The sequence below is a fragment of the Corynebacterium mendelii genome (assembly GCF_017307055.1).
GTDB classification, from domain to species: Bacteria; Actinomycetota; Actinomycetes; order Mycobacteriales; family Mycobacteriaceae; genus Corynebacterium; species Corynebacterium mendelii.
The window spans coordinates 404,690-425,066 of sequence record NZ_JAFLEQ010000016.1; the positions used below are offsets into that span (position 1 = coordinate 404,690).

Sequence of the window (20,377 nt, forward strand, 5' to 3'; positions counted from 1 at the left end):
GCGCTGTACGCTACAGCAGCCTGATCGAGCGCATCATCGCCGCGGTCAAAGCCCAAAAAATAGCCATGCCCGGTACCAAACAGCTGATCATCGGCATCACAATCAACGCCCACCAGATCCTGGAACTAAAGCCGCCGACGCGAGGCAGTCCACCGTGAAGTCGAGGCATTAGCCTGTCAGCTACCACAGTTCGACATTCTGCTGAGCATGCCTGGAATCGGACCCCAGACAGCCGCAACAATCCTTCATCTGCATCGGGGACATATCGCACTTTCCGGACACCAGCCCAACAGGCTTCATACGCGAAGCCTGTGCCCGCAGGACAGACAATCAGGAACATCAATCAACAGTTCCGGGCCGAACAGGGGTAGAAAACAAAAAATTAAAGAACGCCCTATGGCAATCGGCTTGTCAGCAGCATGAAGATTCCACGAGCGTTCACACCAATACTTGTGCCCGAAACGAGCCGAACACACCCGCCACAACGCCGCTGTCATGTGCCTGGCACGAAGACGCTGAAACGTCATATTCCGAATGCTCAAAGATATGACCTACTATCACGAGCAACGCCCGGCCCAGCGGCAAAAACAAGCCGTTTAAACCCGACCCGCAACGCCCCCAGCCGATTGCCCCAGCGACAATCGGCTCCCACCCACGTCCCCAAAGCCACAAGACCAGCAGTACAATGCAAGACAAGACAATGTGACCACATTCACACAGTCAAAGACTTGTATTCAAGATAGAAGCACCCCCCCACTGCCACCCCACGCCGGGGCCGCATCTTTCGGGTGCAGTGGTGATGGCGGATAGCCGCTGGGCGGGGGAGGAGACGGCACGCGGGGCAACGGTGACGGTGGGAAAGCAAGAAAAAATCCGCCACCGGGTGCATGTGGTCGTCACTGCACCCGGGGCGGATCGGATCACCGGCCGGGAGGCCCCGCGCCTTTTTTCCGGTTGTTATCCGGTGCAGGCGGCCGGGCGGGGGCTAGGCCTGTTTGAGATACCACTGGACGCTCATCGCCGGGATGTCGATGGAGATCGAATGGTCCTGGTTGTCCCACGGGTAGGTGATGGTGGACACAGTCTCGGCGAGCTCGTTTCCGGCGCCCTCGAATTCTTTGGCGTCGGTGTTGAGCACCAGCTCCCATGTGCCGGCCTCCGGCATGCCGAGGTTGTAGCCTTTGTGGGTCATACCGCCGAAGTTGCACACGCACAGCAGTTTGTCACCGTCGGACCCGTGCCGGATAAACGCCAGCACATTGCCCTGCGCGTCGTCGCATTTGACCCAGCTGAAACCTTCCGGCTTGTCGTCGAGGGTGTAAAGCGCCGGGGTCGCGGCGTAAACGGCGTTGAGTTTTTTCACCAGTTCCGTCACCCCACGGTGGTATTCGCCTTCCCAGCCTTCCTTGTCACCCCAGTCCAGGGAGCGGGATTCGCCCCATTCCTGTTTCTGGGCGAATTCCTGGCCCTGGAAGAGCAACTGCTTTCCGGGATGCGCCCACATGTAGCCGAACAGGCTTCTCACCCCGGCCGCTTTGTTCCAGGCGTCGCCCGGCATGCGGGTCCACAGTGAGCCTTTGCCGTGCACGACCTCGTCGTGGGAGATCGGCAGAATGAATTTTTCCGAATAGGCGTAGACCATGGAGAAAGTGATCTCCCCGTGGTGCCAGGACCGGTTGATGGGGTCTTCTTTGAAGTAGGACAGGGTGTCGTTCATCCAGCCCATGTTCCATTTCATGGAAAAACCCAGACCGTTGTGGTCGGTGGGGGCTGTCACCCCCGGCCAGGAGGTGGATTCCTCGGCGACGGTGAGCACCCCGGGGAAGGTCCTGTGTACGGTGGCGTTCATCTCCTGCAAAAACTGCACGGCCTCCAGGTGTTCCCGCCCGCCGTACTGGTTGGGCAGCCATTCGCCGTCTTTTTTCGAGTAATCCAGGTACAGCATGCTGGCCACCGCGTCGACCCGCAGGCCGTCGACGTGGAATTCCTCGCACCAGTACAAGGCGTTGGCGACCAGGAAGTTTTTCACTTCCCGCCGGCCGAAGTCGAAGACGTAGGTGCCCCAGTCGGTTTGTTCCCCGCGCCGCCAGTCCGGGTGCTCGTAGAGAGCCGGGCCGTCGAAACGGGCCAGCGCCCAGTCGTCTTTCGGGAAGTGGGCGGGCACCCAGTCGACCAGCACACCGATACCGTTGCGGTGGAACTGGTCGATGAGATAGCGCAGCCCGTCGGGGGTTCCCCAGCGTGACGACGGCGCATAGTACCCGGAAACCTGGTAGCCCCAGGAGCCGCCGAAGGGATGCTCGGCAACGGGCATGAACTCCACGTGCGTGTAGCCCATTTCCTTGACGTAGTCGACCAGGTCTTTGGCCAGATCCCGGTAGTCCTCGCCGAGATTCCAGCTGCCCAGGTGCACCTCGTAGACACTCATCGGCTTCTTTTGCCAGTCGGTGGTGCGGCGTGTGTCCATCCACTCGTCATCGGACCAGGTGAAAGAGGATTCGCAGACAATCGAGCCGGTGGCCGGCGGGGTTTCGGCGCGCCGGGCCATCGGGTCGGCTTTGTCGCGGCGGGCATCGGGGGTGTGGATGGCGTATTTGTAGGTGGCACCCTTTTTCACCCCGGGGATGAAGATTTCCCACACCCCCGACGACCCCAGCGACCGCATCGGATGCTGGGTGCAGTTCCAGCCGTTGAAGTCGCCGATGACGGCGACACCTTTGGCGTTGGGCGCCCACACGGCAAAGGACACCCCGTCGACATCACCCATGGTCGAGTCGTAGCGGCGCACATGGCTGCCGAGCACTTCCCACAGGTGTTCGTGGCGGCCCTCACCGATCAGGTACAGATCCATATCGCCCAGGGTGGGCAGGAAGTTGTAGGCGTCGGCCAGGTCGGTGGTGAAACCCCCCGGCCAGGTGACCTCCAGCCGGTAGGCGTGCGGGTCGGCGTTTTCAAGTCCCGCGACGAAAATGTCGTCGCCGGTGTTGACCATCTCGATCTCGCCGACACCGTCCATGCGCAGCACGACTTTTTCCGCCCCGATCTGCCGGGTCCTGACCACCGCCAGATAAGGGTCGTCGCTGGCTTCGCCGATACGGTGCCAGCCGAAAACACCGTGCGGATTGTGGTGGCGGCAGATCCGGATCAACTCCAGGTCATGAGCGTCCACCCGCAGACGGTCGGGGCAAGTGTCAATGGTCATGGGCTGCTGTCCTTTGAAATGGTGGCCGGTGACGACCCGAAGAGGGCCGGTGGCCGGTGGTGGCGGTAGGAAATGGGGGGCTGTGCGTTGCTCACGCATGAACAAAAAGTTTCGGGTCTTGTCGCAGAAAGGGAAAACACGGATCCCGCCGCCGGGAACAACCGGGTGTCCCGGCGGCGGGGGAGACCATGGTCCCGGTGGTCAGTCGTGGTAGGTGTCGACCCGCCGCCAGGCGATGGCTTCGCGGTCTTTCTCGTCGATGGTGGGAAGCCGGAGAATGTGGGCCACATTGTGCCACGGCTCCAGGCGGACGTAGTTGTGTTCGGACCAGGTGTAGCTCTGGCCGGTCAGCTCGTCGTGGACCTGGAAGGTCTCGCCGGGTTTTCTGCCGATGCGTTCCATGTTCAGGTGCACCGTGGTTTCCCGGGCGTTGAAGGAATCCAGGTTGACCACCACCAGTACCGCGTTGCCGGTGACGGCATCGGTTTTCGAGTACGCGATGATCTGGTCGGAGTCGGTGTCGTGGAAGGTGATCTCCCGCAGCTGCTGCAGCGCCGGGTTGTCTTTGCGGATCCGGTTCAGGGTGGTGATAAACAGCTCCAGCGAATCCCCGTCGGCGTCGGCTTTGTCGAAGTCGCGGTATTTCAGCTGGTATTTCTCGCTGTCGAGGTATTCCTCGCTGCCCGGTGCGACCGCCTCGTGCTCGTAGAGCTCGAAACCGGAGTAGACACCCCACAGCGGCGACATGGTCGCGGCCATCGCCGCCCGGATGGCGAACATGCTGCGTCCGCCGTACTGCAGGGAAGCGTGCAGGATATCGGGGGTGTTGACAAAGACGTTGGGGCGGAAAAGATCGGCCCGGTTGGCGATCTCCTCGGCGAAGTGGGTGATATCCTTGCTGGTGGTCTGCCAGGTGAAGTAGGTGTAGGACTGGGTGAACCCGGCTTTCGCCAAACCGTACAGGCGTGCCTGGCGGGTGAAGGCCTCCGCCAGGAAAATCACCTCCGGGTGGGTGTCGTGGACCTTGTGGATCAGCCACTCCCAGAAGTTGACCGGCTTGGTGTGCGGGTTATCCACCCGGAAGGTGGTGATGCCGTGGCTGATCCAGAACATCACCGTGTCATAGATCTCGTTGTAGAGGCCCTCGGTGTCGTTGTCGAAGTTCAGCGGATAGATGTCCTGGTATTTTTTCGGCGGGTTTTCCGCGTAGGCGATGGTGCCGTCGGGAAGGACGGTAAACCAGTCGGGGTGGGATGCCGCCCACGGGTGATCCGGGGCGCACTGCAGCGCCAGGTCGAGGGCCACCTCCAACCCCAGGGACTCTGCTTTTTTCACCAGACGGTCGAAGTCGTCGAGGGTGCCCAGTTTCGGGTGCACCGCTTTATGGCCGCCGTCTTTCGACCCGATCGCCCACGGGGATCCGACATCCTCCGGGGTGGGGTCGAGGGAGTTGTTTTTGCCTTTCCGGTTGATCTCACCGATGGGGTGGATCGGCGGGAAGTAGACGGTGTCAAAACCCATCCGGGCGACCCGCTCCAGGGCTTTTTCGGTTGTTGCAAACGTGCCGTGGACCGGCTGGCCGGACTCGTCGACACCACCGGTGGAGCGGGGAAACAGTTCGTACCAGCTGGAGACCAGGGCCTTGCGGCGCATGACATGCACCCGCATGGTTTTGCCGCGGGTGAGCAGATCCCGCAGCGGCTTGTCGGCGAGCAGTTTTTCCACCGCCGGATCAAACGCCGGGGCCACCCGCTGCCGCAGATCCCCGCTGCCGCGCAGCGACTCGGCGACGCCGAGAAGAATCTTCTTTTTGTCTTTCACCCGCCCCCTGGCGGCGCGTTCAAACAGCCGGGCGCCGGTTTCCATGTCATTGGCCAACTCGTCCGGGGACTGGCCGGCATCGATTTTCGCGGTCACCGCCCGCCGCCAGGTTTCCACCGGATCGGACCAGACATCAATGCGGAACCACCACGACCCCGGCGCGTCCGGGACGAAGACCGCATTGACCTGGTCGGGATCCATCGGGTTGGCGCGCATGGGGAGTTTGACCCTTTTGGCAAACGCCTCCGACTCGTCGGGGCCTTTGACATTCAGCGTCGCCGACAACGCGTCGTGGCCCTCCCGCCAGGCAACGGCGAAAACGGGCACCACCTCACCGACCACGGCTTTGGCGGGAAAAGCCCCGCAGGATACCCGCGGGCGTACATCGTCGATCCCGAGACGTCCGGTCACTGTCTGTTCCACTTGGTCCACTTCTTCTTTCGTTGTCACACGGCTGCGATACCGTCGTTGCGCCTTGAATGTCCTTAAAAAAACTATTTCTCCCACCCCCCGCCTGAGCCTGTGGGGCGGCTGCGCCGGGGCGCCGGGCCGGCCGGGGGCGGCGGGGGATCGGTCTTTTTTGTTTTTTCCGCACCGGTGTCACCGTTGCCACGGTCTGCCCGGCGGGTGGTTGGCCGGTGCTCACGCCCGGTGGGGCGGGGATGAATATCCCGTCATCCAGCCTAACCGGCTTTGCGGGCTTTGGGCAGCAGATGCGTCCCTGCCACACCGGCACACCGAACACTATGCCTGGAAAGCCGGTGCGGTGAGATGTTTTTCACGCGGCGTTTCGCCGGTGGCCGTCATCGACCCCCACACGGTGGCCGTGCGCGGGCCCGGTGGTGTCGCACACGGGTGTGCCCTGCCGCCGGGGGCGCTTGCCGTGTGTTGCTGCCTGTTTTCCGCCCCCGTATTTGCCATGATGGGGGATGTGAACCACCCCGACACCAATGATGAGTTCTTCGACCCGGATGTTCTGCTCGATTTCAGGGACGTCACCTACGCCCGCGACGGCCGGGTTCTTCTCGGCCCGGTCACCTGGCAGGTGGAGCTGGATGAACGCTGGGTGATCATCGGCCCGAACGGGGCCGGGAAAACCACCCTGATCCGCATGGCCGGCGCGGAGGAATTCCCCACCACCGGTCAGCTGGTGGTCATGGGCGAGAAAATCGGCAAAACCGACATGCGGGATTTACGCGCCCTGATCGGCATGAGTTCTTCCGCCCTGGGCCACCGCATCCCCGACCACGAGAAAGTCGGCGACCTGGTCATCAGCGCCGGGTACGCCATTTTGGGCCGCTGGCGGGAAGACTACAGTGGGGTCGACTACGACCGCGCCTACGAGATCCTGGAACAGATGGGCGCCCTGCATCTGCGCGACCGGACCTGGGGAACCCTGTCGGAGGGGGAACGCAAACGGGTGCTCATCGCCCGGGCGCTGATGACCAACCCGGAGCTGCTGCTGCTTGATGAACCCGGTGCCGGGCTGGATTTGGGCGGACGCGAGGATCTGGTGACCTACCTCGGGGAGCTGGCCATGGATCCGGACGCCCCGGCCACGGTGATGATCACCCACCACGTGGAAGAAATACCCGCCGGATTCACCCACGCCCTGCTCCTCGACGAAGGTGAAGTCGTGGCTTTGGGTCTGCTCGATGATGTCATCACCAGCGCCAACCTGACCAGGGCCTTCCACCAGCCGATCACCGTCGACCGGATTGACGGCCGCTTTTTCGCCCGGCGCACCCGCCGCGGCGGCAGCCACCGGGCGTGAGTGTGGTCCAACAAGCGTCGACCACAACACTGTTCATGCACCCCGTGTGCCGCATCAGGCCTGTCCACGGCCCGCCGCCACGGGATCAACCACCTGCCGGGAAAGACACCACCACCCCATGCTCACACCCGCCGAAGTGTCCTGGATCCGTGACCATCCGGCCCAGCTGGCCGAGCTGTCCGCCGCGGTGGAGCTGACACCCGCGACCGCAGTCAGTGACGCCGCCCGGGCAGCGCAGCTGCTGGGGGAGTACGGCCGGGCTGGGCTGGAGGTGGTGGCCGCCCGGGCGAAAGCCGCCGGGAAAATCCCGCCGCACTGGATCACCGACCGGGACGCCGCCCAGCAGGCGACGGACCCGCTGGTGGCCGCCCACCGGGCACGGCGGGTGGCCGGCGTCCTCGGCCGGGGCGCCCGGGTGGTGGATGTGACCTGCTCGATCGGAACGGAGCTTGACCACCTGGCGCGGGCGGGACTGGCCGCCACAGGATTTGATCTCGACATCTCCCGGGTGGCGATGGCCCGGGCCAACACCGGCCTGCCGGTGGCTGTCGCCGACGCCCTCGCCCCGGCGTTTCACCCCGGCAACACCGAGGTGGTCATCGCCGACCCGGCGCGGCGCAACAGCACCGGCCGGATCACCGATCCGGACAAGCTGCTCCCGCCGCTGGGCCGGCTCATGGAGACCTACGCCGGGGCCACCGGTTTCATGGTCAAATGCGCGCCGGGGCTTGACTACAGTTTCCACGACGGGCCGGTGGAGGTCACCTCGGTGGACGGGCATGTCAAAGAAGTACTGCTGGCAAGCAGCGGACTGGGTCTTGGCGCCCGCCGTACGGCCACCCTCATCCGGCGGGTACCCGGCAGCACCACCGGTCGGGTGCAGGTGGACACCATCACCGACGCCGCCGGTGAGATCGCGGACGCCGATATTGTCACCGCCCCCCGGCGTTTCATCATCGACCCGGATGGGGCCGTGGTCCGCGCCGGGCTGGTGCGCCACTACGCCGCCGCCCACGGGCTGTCCATGCTTGATCCGCGGATCGCCCACGTAACCGGCGACCGTCTGCCGGAAGGCACCACAGGTTTCGAGATCATCGAACAGGTGCCGATCAAAAAAGCGGGCAGGGCGCTCAAAGCCTTCGGCTGCGGGCAGGTGGAAATCCTGGTGCGCGGCGTGGATGTCAACCCCGACCGGCTGCGGGCGGGATTCAAACTGAAAGGCTCCCGGCCCTTCGCACTGGTGATCACCCGGATCGGCCGCACCGGCACCGCCTTTATCTGCCATCCGCGCACCACCGGCTGACCCGGCCCGGGCCGGCCGGGCCGGATATACGGATAGCACCGGTGGCGGGCTGTCACCCACGGTCCAGCCCGCGGCGGGGCGCGGGCACCGTTTTTCCTTCTGTGTCGCCTGGCGCGTGTGCCGGTCATGCCGGGTGAAACACTGTTTTCGGCTACCGGCTAGACTGGGGGGCCGCGTGGCTGACCGGCCGCGCCGGCCGGCGGCTGCGGCCTCCTGCCGGGGCCGGTGGAATCCGGCCGCCGCCGCGCCACGGATTATTTTTTCGCATTGTCATGACAACCCACCGGATGGCACGGTGCCGGGGCAGTGTTGTTGCCCCGGTTGTCCGTCCGTTTGTTTACACGAAGGCTTCCCGGCCCCGCATGGGCGTGAACCGGGTGGCGGAAAGGCGTATCACGCTATGCCCACGATGGTGGTGCTGGTCAAGCACGTTCCCGATTCCTGGTCGCCGCGGCGGCTGGAGGACGACTACACCCTCGACCGCGACGGCGTGGACGAGGTGATCGACGAAATCAACGAGCACGCGATGGAACAGGCGCTGCGTATCCGGGAAGCCGACCCGGAAGCCGGGTGGACAATCACCGCCCTGTCGGTCGGTACCGAGCGCGCCGATGCCGCGCTGCGCAAAGCCATTGCCATGGGTGCTGATCAGGCAGTCCTGGTCACCGACCCGGTCCTTGCCGGTTCCGATCTTCTGGGCACGGCCTGGGCGATCACCAATGCCATTGATGCACTGGGTGCCCCGGTGGATCTGGTGGTGGCCGGCAATGCGTCCTCGGACGGCAAAATGGGTGCCCTGGCCGGGGTGCTCGGCGAATACCGCGGTGTTCCCGCCTGCACCAATCTGGACCGGGTGGAAGTTAAAGGCGGCACGGTCAGCGGTACCCGCACCACCGCGGAAGGCTCCTGGGAGGTCTCCGCCCCGCTGCCCGCGGTGATCTCCGTGACAGAGCAGTCCGGGAAAGCGCGCTTTCCCAACTTCAAGGGAATCATGGCCGCCAAGAAAGCCACCATCACCGTGCTGTCGGCCGCCGACTGCGGCATCGATGCCGCCACCGTCGGCCTGGACAATGCCGCCACGGTTGTCACCGCCGCCACCGAACGCCCGGAACGCACCCGCGGCGAGATCATCCGCGACACCGGGGATGCGGCCGAAAAAATCGCCGACTTCCTCGAAAAACAGAAACTGATCTAGCCGTGGGGCAGGCCCGGGGTCGTCCCGGCCCGGCCCACCCGACACGGCGGCACGCCCGGTGGTCGTTTCCGCCCCAAGTGCACACACTTTTGCCCATCACGCGCGAGATAAAGAAGCTGAGTAAACCATCATGACCAACACTTATGTTCTGGTGCAGCACCAGGCGGGCCGCATTGACGGCGTCACCGCCGAACTGATCACCGCCGCCGCCCCGCTGGGGGATGTGTGGGCGGTTGTCACCGGTAGTCCGGGAACAGCAGCCGGTATGGCAGATGAGCTGGCGGCCCTGGGGGCGGTGACAATTGTGGCCGCGGAATCCGCTGACGCCGCCTCCCGGGTGGTGCTGCCGGAGGTTGATGCCTTATCGATCCTGGCCGCCGACAACCCGGGTCCGGTGGTGGTGGCCGCAGGCGCCACCGGCAACGAGATCGCCGGCCGGGTCGCCGCCCGGGTGGCCAGCGGCGTGTTGTGCGATGTGGTGGGCATCAACGCCGACCGCACCGCCAATTTGTCGGTGTTGGGCGATACCTACCAGGTTTCGGCCGCCGTCGGCGGCGACAGTCCCGTCTACACGCTGCGCCCCGGCGCGGTGGACGCCCAGCCGGTGCCCGCCGCCGGTGACATTGTTGAGCTGGCGATGCCGCAGGCCGGTGACAAAGATGTCACCGTCGCCTCCTTCACCCCGGCCATCCAGCAGGCCCGGCCCGATCTGGCGCAGGCGAAAACAGTGGTGGCCGGGGGCCGTGGTGTCGGTTCCCGGGAAGGGTTCGAAACCCTGCTGGAGCCTTTGGCCGACAGCCTCGGCGGGGCGGTGGGCTGCACCCGCGACGCCGTCGACGAGGACTACTACGGTGCGGCCTACCAGATCGGCCAGACCGGTGTGACCTGCTCCCCGGAGCTCTACATTGGTTTCGGTATTTCCGGCGCCATCCAGCACAAGGCCGGCATGCAGACGGCCCGGACCATTGTCTGCGTCAACAACGACGAGGATGCCCCGCTGTTTGATATCGCCGACTTCGGGGTGGTCGGTGATCTGGCGGAGATCGCCCCGAAACTCACCGCGGAAATCACCCGCCGCACCGGCAAATAGCACCCCGTTTTCCCGACCTGCCGCCGCACCCGGCTGGCTGATGCGGCTGCGGCGGGACCCGGCGTTGTTGTTCTTCCACCCCACCCCGGCGGCCACCAGCTGCCGGGGTGCGGTTTTTCCACCAAAAAAAGCGGCCGCCCCGGCGGACAACGGGACTGATGCCGGGACATCCACGGCGTACCCGGAAACCACCGCACAACCCGCCCGAGAAAACACCACCACCCACCCCAGCGGAAAGCACGGCAAACCACATCATGGACACCCACGCGAGTGCACGCCACTATTTTGACCATGCGGCCACCACGCAGCTGCGCGGGAGCGCCCGTAAAGTGCTGGTGGACAACCTGGATCTGCTCAACCCCGGCGGGCAGTACGCCTCCGGGCGCAAAGCCAGGGCCGTGCTCGACGGCGCCCGGGAACAGATCGCCGGGATTGTCGGCTGCGACCCGGTGGAGGTGATTTTCACCTCCGGGGGAACCGAGGCAGACAATATCGCGGTGCGCGGCCTGTACCGGCACTCGGTCACCGCCAACCCGGACAACCGCACGATTGTGTGCTCCCCGGTGGAACACCCGGCGGTGAAAGAAACCGTCGGGGCGCTTGTCACCCACGGCGGCGCCCGGCAGATTCTGCTGCCGGTCGACCGCTTCGGGGCCGTGACCTGCACAAGCGATTGCCTGGCGGCGGTATCGTCCCCGGCGGCCCTGGTCAGCTGCATGTGGGCGAACAATGAAACCGGCACCATCCAACCAATTGATCGTGTGGTCCACACCGCGGCTAAAGCCGGAAACCCGGTGCATGTGGATGCCACCCAGGCGCTGGGCAAAATTCCGGTGCGCTTCGATGAGGTGCCGGCCACCACACTTGCCGCCAGCGCCCACAAATTCGGCGGGCCCCGTGGTGCGGGGATACTTCTGGCCAGGCGGTCCCCGGCACCGGTGGCACCGATCACCGGCGGTGGCCAGGAGCGGGGCTTACGGCCCGGCACCCAGGATGTGGCGGCAGCAGCCGCCACCGCCGCCGCCCTGGCCGAAGCCGTCGACGAGATGGAACGGGAAGAACAGCGTCTGAAGGGTTTGCGCGACCGGCTGGCGCGGTTTATCACCGCCACCATCGACCGTGCGGTCATCCACACCCCGTGGATCCCCGGGGAAGATACCCCGCAGGCGCTGGCCGGACATCTGTCGGTGTCTTTTCCCGGTGCCGAAGGCGACAGCCTGATCATGCTGCTTGACCGGGAAGGCATCGAATGCTCCACCGGGTCGGCCTGCCATGCCGGGGTCAACCGGGCCAGTGATGTGCTGCTGGCCATGGGGGTGGAGGAGACAACCGCCCGCGGAACAGTGCGTTTTACTTTCGGGCACACCACCACCCTGGCCGGGATCGAGGCCGTCGAGAAAGTCCTGCCGCAGGTAGTTGAGCGTGCCCGCCTGGCCGGTATGGCCTAAACCGCGCACCACCATCGTGGTGCCGGTGCGGCGGAGGGTGCATTCCGGGCCCGGGGTTTCCTAGGATGGCACCCGGGGCACCACCGCGCCCCCACACCACCTGCACCCCGGAAGGAACCCGTGACCGGACCCATGGCAGCAACGACCCGACACCAGACAACAACCGCTGTCGCAGGGATGGTGGTGGCGGCCATCCTGGGCGGCTGCGCGGCCGGTGAACCAGAGTCCGCCGCGCCCGCGCCGTCAGCAAGCACCGTTTCCTCCGCCACCGGATCGGCTGCCGCCGGCACATCCACCACGGCCCCGGCCATTGATTTTGATGCGGCGTCCCACCCGAACCAGTACGTGTATTTCTCCGGGGCAGACAATCCGGACGGCACCGCCACGATCGGGGTGGCAGGGCCCGGCGGCGGGGAAGGGGTCAAGCCGGTGACAATCCCCGCCACCAACTATTTCAAGGTCGTCAAAACCGCGGCGGGTTTTGCCGCCGCCGGCGCCGACGGGGTGTATCTGTTTGATGGGAATCTGGCACAGACACAAAAAATTGACGTCCCCGCCAACACCATGATCGGGGCGACGACCTCGGATAACGGTGACAGCACCGCGATTGTGCTCAACACCGGCGACGGCGAGCACCCCGACGGCACCACCATTGTCAGTGTCGGTGCGGCCCGCAGTCCTTTCCTGCAGGTCATGGACACCTCACCGGTGGCGCTCACCCAATGCGATGACGGGGCGATCGCCTGGCTGGAGCCGGATGGTGACGCCACAGCTGACAGCGCCGGCAACCTGCCGTGGATTGTCACCACGCACACAGGTGACACCGCAACGGTGCTCGGCACCACCCCGGCGATCCCGGAGCCGGTCTTCGGCCGTATCGACTGCGCCACCGGGGCCGTGGCCGTGATGAGCCTCAGCTCCGACGGCGGGGCTGTGGCGGTGACCACCACCGGCACCGGGGAGAAAGCCACGGCAGCCACCAGCCCCATCCCGCCGTACACGGTCAATGATCCGGCCCAGGGGGGCCGCGGAATCGGCAGCGGCATGGTCGACCGCGGGCAGCTGCATGTGCTGCACGGCGACGGACAACTTGAAACATGGTCGTTTACCGGCGGCAGTGTCACCCACACGGCTACCCCGACCGGGCTGACGGTCAACCCGCTGGAATCATCTGTCACCTACACCGGACGCACAGCGGTGGTGGCCCACCCCGGCCCCGACGGCACCATTGAGTTGACCGCCATCGACACCCGCTCCGGGGCCTGCCCGTCCGGGGCTGACACCGTCACCGTCGACGGCGCGCTGGCACCGGTGACCTCTGCTGTGCCGCGCGGCGGGGTATCCACCGAATGCTCCCTGTAGCAGCGCACACGAGCAGGCGGCGGGGGAGAAAAGGTGATGGCCCGGCGGGCGGCCGGTGCCGCTTCATGCGGCCTGGGGCACTGTCTTCCCGGGTGCCGGCCGTAGACTTGATTCACCTGCCGCCATCTGGCAGGGTGCACACTCGCCCGGGGTGAGTGTGTGCCCCGGACCTGCCGGCGGTGATGATCCGGGCGACGGGGACGGAAAAAAACCGTGGCCGCGCACCGTTGGCGGCAGGTGGACAACCGGCGGGATCGGCTGCCGGATTCCCGGGCCGGGCGGTGGATGGATGAAAAGCCGATCAAGCTGAGGAAAGGACTGGTTGGTATGCGAGTGCTCGCGGCCATGAGCGGTGGGGTTGATTCAGCGGTTGCCGCAGCCCGGGCCGTGGCGGCCGGCCATGAGGTCACCGGTATCCACCTGGCGCTGTCGAAGGATCCCCAAAGCGTGCGTGAATCCTCCCGCGGCTGCTGTTCGCTGGAAGACTCCGCCGATGCCCGCCGGGTGTGCGACAAGTTGGGGATCCCGTTTTACGTGTGGGATTTCTCCGACAGGTTCAAAGAGGAAGTCATCGACGATTTCCTGTCCTCCTACCAGGTCGGGGAAACCCCCAACCCGTGTTTGAGGTGCAACGAGAAAATCAAGTTCCGCGCTCTTTTGCAGCGCGGGGTGGCCTTGGGCTTTGATGCGGTGGCCACCGGCCACTACGCCCGGCTGACGCATAAAGCCGACGGCGGTGACGGGTATCTGCGCCGGGCGGTGGATCCGAAAAAAGACCAGTCCTATGTGCTGGGGGTGCTCACCGAGGAAGAGATTTCCCGCTGCATGTTCCCGGTCGGCGACACCGTCAAACCGGATATCCGCAAAGAAGCCGCCGCCCACGGTTTCTCGGTGGCGAAAAAACCCGACTCCTACGACATCTGTTTCATCCCCGACGGCAACACCCGGGCGTTTTTGGGCCGCAACATCGGTCTCCGGCCCGGCGCGGTTCTCGACGAGAGCGGCGAGAAACTCAAAGACACCGACGACATCTACGGCTACACCATCGGCCAGCGCAAGGGCCTTGATCTGCGCCGTCCCGCCGCCGACGGCAAGCCGCGCTATGTCACCGGCATCAATGCCGGCAACGCCACGGTGACCGTCGGGCCGCGGGAACATTTGAGTATCACCACCATCTACGCCGACCGGTTGAAAAAACTGCACCCGGCCATGGACGGCACCTTCGACTGTGAGGTGCAGGTGCGCGCCCACGGCGGGATCGCCGCAGCCCGCGCCAGCGTCGACTGGGACAACGACAGCCTGGTGCTTGATCTGGCCAGCCCGCTTGCGGGAGTGGCGCCGGGCCAGGCGGCGGTGCTGTATCTCACACAGGACACCGGCGGCGATATTGTGCTCGGCTCGGGCACCATCACCGCCACCGCCCGCGCCACCGACTGACCGGGTGGCTTTGCACCCCCTGCCCGCCACAGCCGGTGGTGGGGGCGTGGACGGCTTTTTTTAAGGCAGTGCACGCGGGGGACACCCGCCCTGCGTGACAGAGAACAAACAACAGGAGACAACAACTGTGACCGCCGATATGTCCGTGTCCGGCCCGGATGATGACCGCCCCGTGCCGGGGGAAGGATTCGCCGGGGAGGCATCCCCGGAGGCCCCGCGGGCGTTTTGTTCCGGGGTGATGCCGGGCAGCGATATGGTTGCGGCCGCTACCGTCATTGAAGGGGAGACCGGCGATTTTCCCGCCTGTGCACTGCTTCCCGAACGCGGCGCCATCGCCGATGGGGTGGCGCGCAGTCTGGCGGTGTGTGAGGGGATGGGCTTCGATATCGGGCCGCGCGCCTGGCAGCTGTCACCCCGCCCCGGTATCGCCGCCCGGCGGGCCGCCGATCTTTTCGCCCGGGACCTTGATGCCTGTGAAGCCACCTGGGGCAGCCGGCTGCCGCAGGTCAAAACACAGCTGGCCGGGCCGGTGAGTCTGGCGGCGGCGGTGGAAACCCCGTCCGGGCACCGGGTGATGACCGACCGGTCAGCCACCGCCGATCTGGTGGGTGGGCTTGTCCACGGGCTGGCGGAGCATGTTGGCGCGCTGGCGCGGCGCTTCGACTGCCCGGTGACAGTGCAGCTCAACGAACCGTTGCTGGCCCGGGTGATCGCCGGGAAGCTGTCAGGAACCAGCGACTTCGATGTCATCGATCCCCGCCCCGAGGCCGAGGTGGGCGACCAGCTCGGCCGGTTTGTCGAAGAGATCGTCTCACTGCCGCATGTCGGCGGTGTCATCATCAACCAGGCGGCCTACCCGCCGGTGTGGTCGGTGGCGGGCAAAACCCGTCCCGCAGTCACCATGATCGATATCAGCCACATCCGCGGCACCAGCCAGCTGGACGGTATGGGCCAGGCGCTCTCGGGTGGGCACCGGTTGGCGGTGGGGACCGGGCATCCGGACGGGCCCAGCGCCCGCGACCGGGCGATCAGGCTGGCCCGCCTGGTCGATGAACTGGCGGTCGACCCGCTGGTGCTTGCCCGCCAGATCGATGTGTTCGACACCGACCCCACCCTGGGCAGGCCGCTGACCGAGGTGGCCCGCAGCCTGTCCATTGTTGCCGCGCTGGCCGGGATCCTGGCCAAAGATGCAGGCGATCTGTAAAAGCCTCGGCCGCACCCGCGGCGGGCGGACCTAGACCCGGCTGTGCAGCGGCCAGCCGGTGTCGATGCCGTCGGTGGGCCGGCCCTTGGAGGCAAAGTACTGCGCCAGCTTCTCGGCGTGGTCTTTGTGCCACACCGCCTGGTTGACCATCAGCTCATCAACATCGGTGCGCACCAGTTCCTCCGGGTACAGCTGTGACAGGCGCCAGGCGATCCGTGCCGCGGCCAACGCATCGGAGGTCGCCTCGTGGGCGTTGTCCAGGCGCACATTGTAGTGCTGGCACATGGCCGTCAAATTCCGCGGTCCCTTGCGGAAGCGGTCCAGCTGCCGGTCGACGACCAGCGGATCAAATACCGGGCCGGTCACCACGAAATCACCGGTGAGTTTGCGCAGCACCGTCAAATCGTAGGCCGCGTTGAACACCACCAGTGTCAGCCCCTCATCCCAGGCCGCCCGGATGGCGTCCACGGTGTATTTCAGCACCTCGTCGTGGTCTTTGCCGTGCTGCCGGGCGTAGTCGGTGGTGATGCCGTGGATGGCGGCCGCTTCCTCCGGGATTTCCACTCCGGGGTCGGCCAGCAGCTCTTCCGGGGTGACCTCCCGGCCCTTGATGGTCACCAGGGCGGAGGTGACGATACGTGCGTCAAGAGGATTCGCGGAAGTGGTCTCCAGGTCGAAGGAAAGCATGGCGGAGGGATCGAAGTGGCTCATGGACTCCAAATGTAGCTGCCCGCCCCGAGAAAGGGGACACCCCGCTGCAACCTCCCCGCCCGGGGCCGGTCGTGCCCGGATGGCCCGGACACCGCTCAACCCCCTGGTTGTTGCGCAGGATCCGGCGGGAAGATGTGCGGATTGTATTGTGGGCGGGGTGGACAACGCCAAGACCGACAACACACCAGCAGCAACCCCTGACCACGGGTCTGACGGGCACCGGCTGACAGCCCGGTGGCAGGAACTTGCCGATCAGGTCCGCCACCACCGGCAGGCCTACTACAACGCCCAGCCGGAAATCCCCGACGCCGATTTTGATGCTTTGTTCCGCGAGCTGGAACAGCTGGAAAAAGACCATCCGCAGCTGGCGGTGGAGGACAGTCCCACCCGGCAGGTCGGCGCCCCGGTGCCGGACAGCTCCACCTTCGACAATGTCGAGCACCTGGAGCGCATGCTGTCGTTGGACAATGTCTTTTCCCCCGCCGAGCTGGAAGGGTGGCTGGCCCGCACCCCGGCCGCGACATATTTGACGGAGCTGAAAATCGACGGCCTGTCCATTGACGTGATCTACAAAGACGGCCGCCTGTGGCGGGCCGCCACCCGCGGCGACGGCCGTATCGGGGAAGATGTCACCGCCAATGCGCGGGTGATCGAATCGATTCCCCACCAGTTGACCGCCAGTGACGAGTTTCCGGTGCCCGATGTGGTTGAGGTCCGCGGGGAAGTGTTTATTCGGGTGGCTGACTTCCCGGCCGTCAACACCCGCCGCATCGCCGAGGGTGCGGCCCCGTTCGCCAACCCCCGCAACGCGGCGGCCGGGTCGTTGCGGATGAAAAACCCGGAAGAGGTGAAAAAACGGCGGCTGAAAATGATCTGCCACGGCATCGGCGCCAGCGTCGGATTCTCACCCGCCAGCCAGTACGAGGCCTACCGGGCACTGGCGGCCTGGGGGCTGCCCGTTTCCCCCTACACCGAGGCCGTGCAGTCGGCGGAGCAGGTCCTGGACAAAGTGGCCTGGTGGGCCGACCACCGCCACGATGCGGTGCACGAAATGGACGGGGTGGTCATCAAAGTCGACGACCTGGCCGAACAAAAAGCCCTCGGCGCGACTTCCCGGGCACCGCGCTGGGCGATCGCCTACAAATACCCGCCGGAAGAGGTCAACACCCGGTTGGAGGACATCTGGACCGGGGTGGGGCGCACCGGGCGTGTCACTCCTTTCGCGGTCATGCGGCCGGTGAAAGTCGCAGGATCGGTGGTGCAGATGGCCACCCTGCACAACCAGTCGGAAGTCAAACGCAAGGGCGTGCTCATCGGCGATGAGGTCACGGTGCGCAAAGCCGGGGAAGTGATCCCCGAAATACTGGGGCCGCGGGCCGATATCCGCGACGGAAGCGAGCGGGCCTTCATCTTCCCGCAGCTGTGCCCGGAATGCGGCACCCGGCTCAAACCGGCCAAAAAAGACGATGTCGACTACCGCTGCCCCAACACCCGCCACTGCCCGGGCCAGCTGGTCTCCCGGCTCAGCTACATCGCCGGGCGCGGCGTCTTCGACATCGAGGACCTGGGGGACAAAGGCGCCGACGATCTCATCCGCCGCGGAATCATTGGCGATGAAGCCGATCTTTTCACCCTGACGGAAAAGAAATTGCGCACCTCCGCCGTCTACACCGACGCGGCAGGAAAACTCACCGCCGCCGGCACCGGGCTGCTGGCCAACCTGGAACAGGCCAAACACAAAGATCTGTGGCGGGTCATCGCCGCGCTGTCGATCAGGCATGTCGGACCAACTGCCGCCCGGGCGCTGGCCGCCAGATGGCATTCGGTCGACAACATCGCGGCCGCCAGCGAACAGGACCTGGCCGCCACCGACGGCGTGGGCCCGGTCATTGCGGCCTCGATCAAACAATGGTTCACCATCGACTGGCACACCCGCATCATCGACGCCTGGCGGCGGGCAGGTGTTGTCATGGAGGACAACCCGGCCGAACGCGCCGAACAAACCCTGGACGGGCTGACCATTGTGGCCACCGGTTCGCTGGAGGGTTTCACCCGCGACAGCGTCAAAGAGGCCATTATCAGCCGCGGCGGGAAAGCAGCCGGATCGGTGTCGAAAAAAACCGACTATGTGGTGGCCGGCACCAACGCCGGGTCAAAGGCAACCAAAGCCGAACAACTCGGCGTGCCCATTCTCGACGAAAACCAGTTCGTCCTCCTGTTGGACAAAGGCCCCGGGGCACTTGGGTAACAACCCGCGGCCGGTGGCATGCGGGATGCCACCGGCCGCCGGTGGGACGGGGATGGGCCTGTCACCCCACGGAGGGAGGAAAACCACCGGGCAGATATCCGGCGGGGTGAGAGTCAGGTCAAAATCGCGCCGATGATCTCTCCCAGGCAGCGCAGATGACCGACCTCACTGGCCAGGAAACCGGGCCCGCCGGGACGGCCGACCACCAGCACCAGGGAAGTGCCGGTGATGGGGGTGGCGGCCAGAGTCGAATCAAGAAGCGTCCACCGCTGCGGAATCCAGTCCTCGGTATCGGGATCAAGCACCCGGGCCGAATCAATCATGATCGACGGGGTGCTGCCGTCATCTTCCGGGGCGGCCGTTGACGCCGCCACCCGGGTGGTCTCTCCTCCGGTATCGAGCACAATGCCCCACCCGGAGGTCATCGACTTCGGGATCACCTGCACCAGCTCATTCATCGCCCCCGCGATATTGCGGCGGTGCCGGGCAACAGTGGCCAGCATCTCAATCTGGCCGCGCCGGTCCACGGTCCCGGAAAACGGCCGCAGCGAATCGATGTAGACACCCTCCACCTGCTGGGCGGCGGTGATGATCGTATCCGGCAGCGCCCCCTGCGGAAGCGACAGCACAATATCGTCCATGGCCGTGCCGTCGTCGAAAACGTGGACGACATCCACCGACCGGATATCGGCGTCAACCAGCCCCAGGGACTCGGCGAGCTGGCCGAGTGACCCCGGGGTGTCCGGGAGAACCACACGGATGAGGTACGACATGTTTGTTCACTGATCCTTGCAGGTAATTCGTGCAGGTAATTGAGGCGGCGGCGAGCATAAGGGACAACCGGCGCCCGTGGCGTTACTACGTCGACTGTAACCAATAGTGCCGGCAGGTGGGGCAACCCGATACCCCAGCGCGCCGGGGCCCCATGTATCCGGAGACCCCGGCCGGGGCGCCGGGGCCACAGTTTCGGCCGTCCCGTCACCGCCACCGAGGCGCGGGTGCGTTAGTCTTGGGGGAGACATTTTCTTCAACTAAAAAAAGGGGCGCACCCCGCCGGCCGACCGGCGCGGGCCTGCGGCCGGTACAGCTGTGACCGCCGCGGTGCGCCACCAACACACAAGGAAGCCAGTTTCACCGTGTCAGAGATTTCGCGCGACGAGGTCAAGCACCTCGCAACCCTTGCCCGCCTGGCGCTCACCGACGCCGAACTCGACGAGTTCGCCGGCCAGATTGACGGGATCATCGACAATGTGTCGGCGGTGCGCAGTGTCGACGCCGACGGGGTGGTGCCGATGAGTCACCCGCATTCGATTGAAACGACCATGCGTCCCGATGTGGTCGGCCACATGCTCACCCCGGACCAGGCCTTGGACCAGGCCCCGGCCCAGGCCCAGCAGCGTTTCAAGGTGCCCCGCATCCTGAACGAAGGCAACGAATAAACCGTCGTCTGCCGCAGGCCCGGCCAGCTGCTGCAGCCACAAGCGCTGCAGGCAACCGGACGTGTCCGGCGGGGCGGCAACCATTCACCACCAACCGATTGACCGACACATTCAGGACGAACGAAACACCATGACTTTCAACA

Annotated in this window: 15 protein-coding genes; 11 read left to right on the forward strand and 4 right to left on the reverse strand. The window is 65.5% G+C overall.

Going from position 1 to position 20,377, the window contains the following annotated elements; all coding sequences use genetic code 11:
• The first annotated feature begins 207 nt into the window (after positions 1-207).
• Positions 208-423 (forward strand): hypothetical protein, encoded by a 216-nt coding sequence (locus JZY06_RS12650; protein WP_377769034.1) that lies wholly within the window; start codon positions 208-210, stop codon positions 421-423.
• Positions 424-985: 562 nt separating this feature from the next.
• Here JZY06_RS12650 and glgB read toward each other — a convergent pair.
• Both glgB and JZY06_RS10145 read right to left on the reverse strand, forming a co-directional pair.
• On the reverse strand, positions 986-3,202 hold the full coding sequence (gene glgB / locus JZY06_RS10140) for a 1,4-alpha-glucan branching protein GlgB (RefSeq protein ID WP_207279415.1): 2,217 nt from the start codon (positions 3,200-3,202) through the stop codon (positions 986-988).
• Positions 3,203-3,403: 201 nt separating this feature from the next.
• The gene (locus JZY06_RS10145) at positions 3,404-5,434 is read right to left on the reverse strand and encodes an alpha-1,4-glucan--maltose-1-phosphate maltosyltransferase (RefSeq protein WP_207279487.1); all 2,031 of its coding nucleotides are present in this window, start codon (positions 5,432-5,434) and stop codon (positions 3,404-3,406) included.
• 511 nt (positions 5,435-5,945) lie between these two features.
• On the opposite strand from JZY06_RS10145, the gene JZY06_RS10150 reads away from it, so the two are divergent.
• From JZY06_RS10150 to JZY06_RS10185, 8 genes are all read left to right on the forward strand, one after another.
• A complete protein-coding gene (locus tag JZY06_RS10150) occupies positions 5,946-6,797 on the forward strand; it encodes an ABC transporter ATP-binding protein (RefSeq protein ID WP_207279488.1) in 852 nt (283 codons plus the stop codon).
• Positions 6,798-6,915: 118 nt separating this feature from the next.
• A complete protein-coding gene (locus JZY06_RS10155) occupies positions 6,916-8,100 on the forward strand; it encodes a class I SAM-dependent methyltransferase (RefSeq protein ID WP_207279416.1) in 1,185 nt (394 codons plus the stop codon).
• A gap of 400 nt (positions 8,101-8,500) precedes the next feature.
• Positions 8,501-9,295, forward strand: a complete 795-nt coding sequence (locus JZY06_RS10160; protein ID WP_207279417.1) for an electron transfer flavoprotein subunit beta/FixA family protein — start codon at positions 8,501-8,503, stop codon at positions 9,293-9,295.
• A gap of 130 nt (positions 9,296-9,425) precedes the next feature.
• On the forward strand, positions 9,426-10,385 hold the full coding sequence (locus JZY06_RS10165; RefSeq protein ID WP_207279418.1) for an electron transfer flavoprotein subunit alpha/FixB family protein: 960 nt from the start codon (positions 9,426-9,428) through the stop codon (positions 10,383-10,385).
• Positions 10,386-10,639: 254 nt separating this feature from the next.
• Entirely contained in the window at positions 10,640-11,833 is a 1,194-nt protein-coding gene (locus JZY06_RS10170) for a cysteine desulfurase family protein (protein ID WP_207279419.1), read from the forward strand.
• 132 nt (positions 11,834-11,965) lie between these two features.
• Complete coding sequence (locus JZY06_RS10175) at positions 11,966-13,195, forward strand: hypothetical protein (protein WP_207279420.1); 1,230 nt, start codon at positions 11,966-11,968, stop codon at positions 13,193-13,195.
• A gap of 327 nt (positions 13,196-13,522) precedes the next feature.
• Positions 13,523-14,632, forward strand: coding sequence for a tRNA 2-thiouridine(34) synthase MnmA (gene mnmA, locus JZY06_RS10180; protein ID WP_207279421.1), 1,110 nt, complete (start codon positions 13,523-13,525; stop codon positions 14,630-14,632).
• Between the two features lie 94 nt (positions 14,633-14,726).
• Positions 14,727-15,836, forward strand: a complete 1,110-nt coding sequence (locus JZY06_RS10185) for a uroporphyrinogen decarboxylase/cobalamine-independent methonine synthase family protein (RefSeq protein ID WP_207279422.1) — start codon at positions 14,727-14,729, stop codon at positions 15,834-15,836.
• 30 nt (positions 15,837-15,866) lie between these two features.
• Here JZY06_RS10185 and JZY06_RS10190 read toward each other — a convergent pair whose 3' ends face one another.
• Complete coding sequence (locus JZY06_RS10190; RefSeq protein ID WP_207279423.1) at positions 15,867-16,547, reverse strand: 3'-5' exonuclease; 681 nt, start codon at positions 16,545-16,547, stop codon at positions 15,867-15,869.
• A gap of 223 nt (positions 16,548-16,770) precedes the next feature.
• Between JZY06_RS10190 and ligA the strand changes: the two genes are divergently transcribed.
• Complete coding sequence (gene ligA, locus JZY06_RS10195) at positions 16,771-18,795, forward strand: NAD-dependent DNA ligase LigA (protein WP_242516942.1); 2,025 nt, start codon at positions 16,771-16,773, stop codon at positions 18,793-18,795.
• A 113-nt stretch (positions 18,796-18,908) separates the two neighbouring features.
• Here the strand turns inward: ligA and JZY06_RS10200 are convergent, their stop codons facing one another.
• Positions 18,909-19,568, reverse strand: coding sequence for an ACT domain-containing protein (locus JZY06_RS10200; protein ID WP_207279425.1), 660 nt, complete (start codon positions 19,566-19,568; stop codon positions 18,909-18,911).
• Positions 19,569-19,931: 363 nt separating this feature from the next.
• Between JZY06_RS10200 and gatC the strand changes: the two genes are divergently transcribed.
• The gene (gene gatC, locus JZY06_RS10205) at positions 19,932-20,234 is read left to right on the forward strand and encodes an Asp-tRNA(Asn)/Glu-tRNA(Gln) amidotransferase subunit GatC (RefSeq protein WP_207279426.1); all 303 of its coding nucleotides are present in this window, start codon (positions 19,932-19,934) and stop codon (positions 20,232-20,234) included.
• The last annotated feature ends 143 nt before the right edge of the window (positions 20,235-20,377 follow it).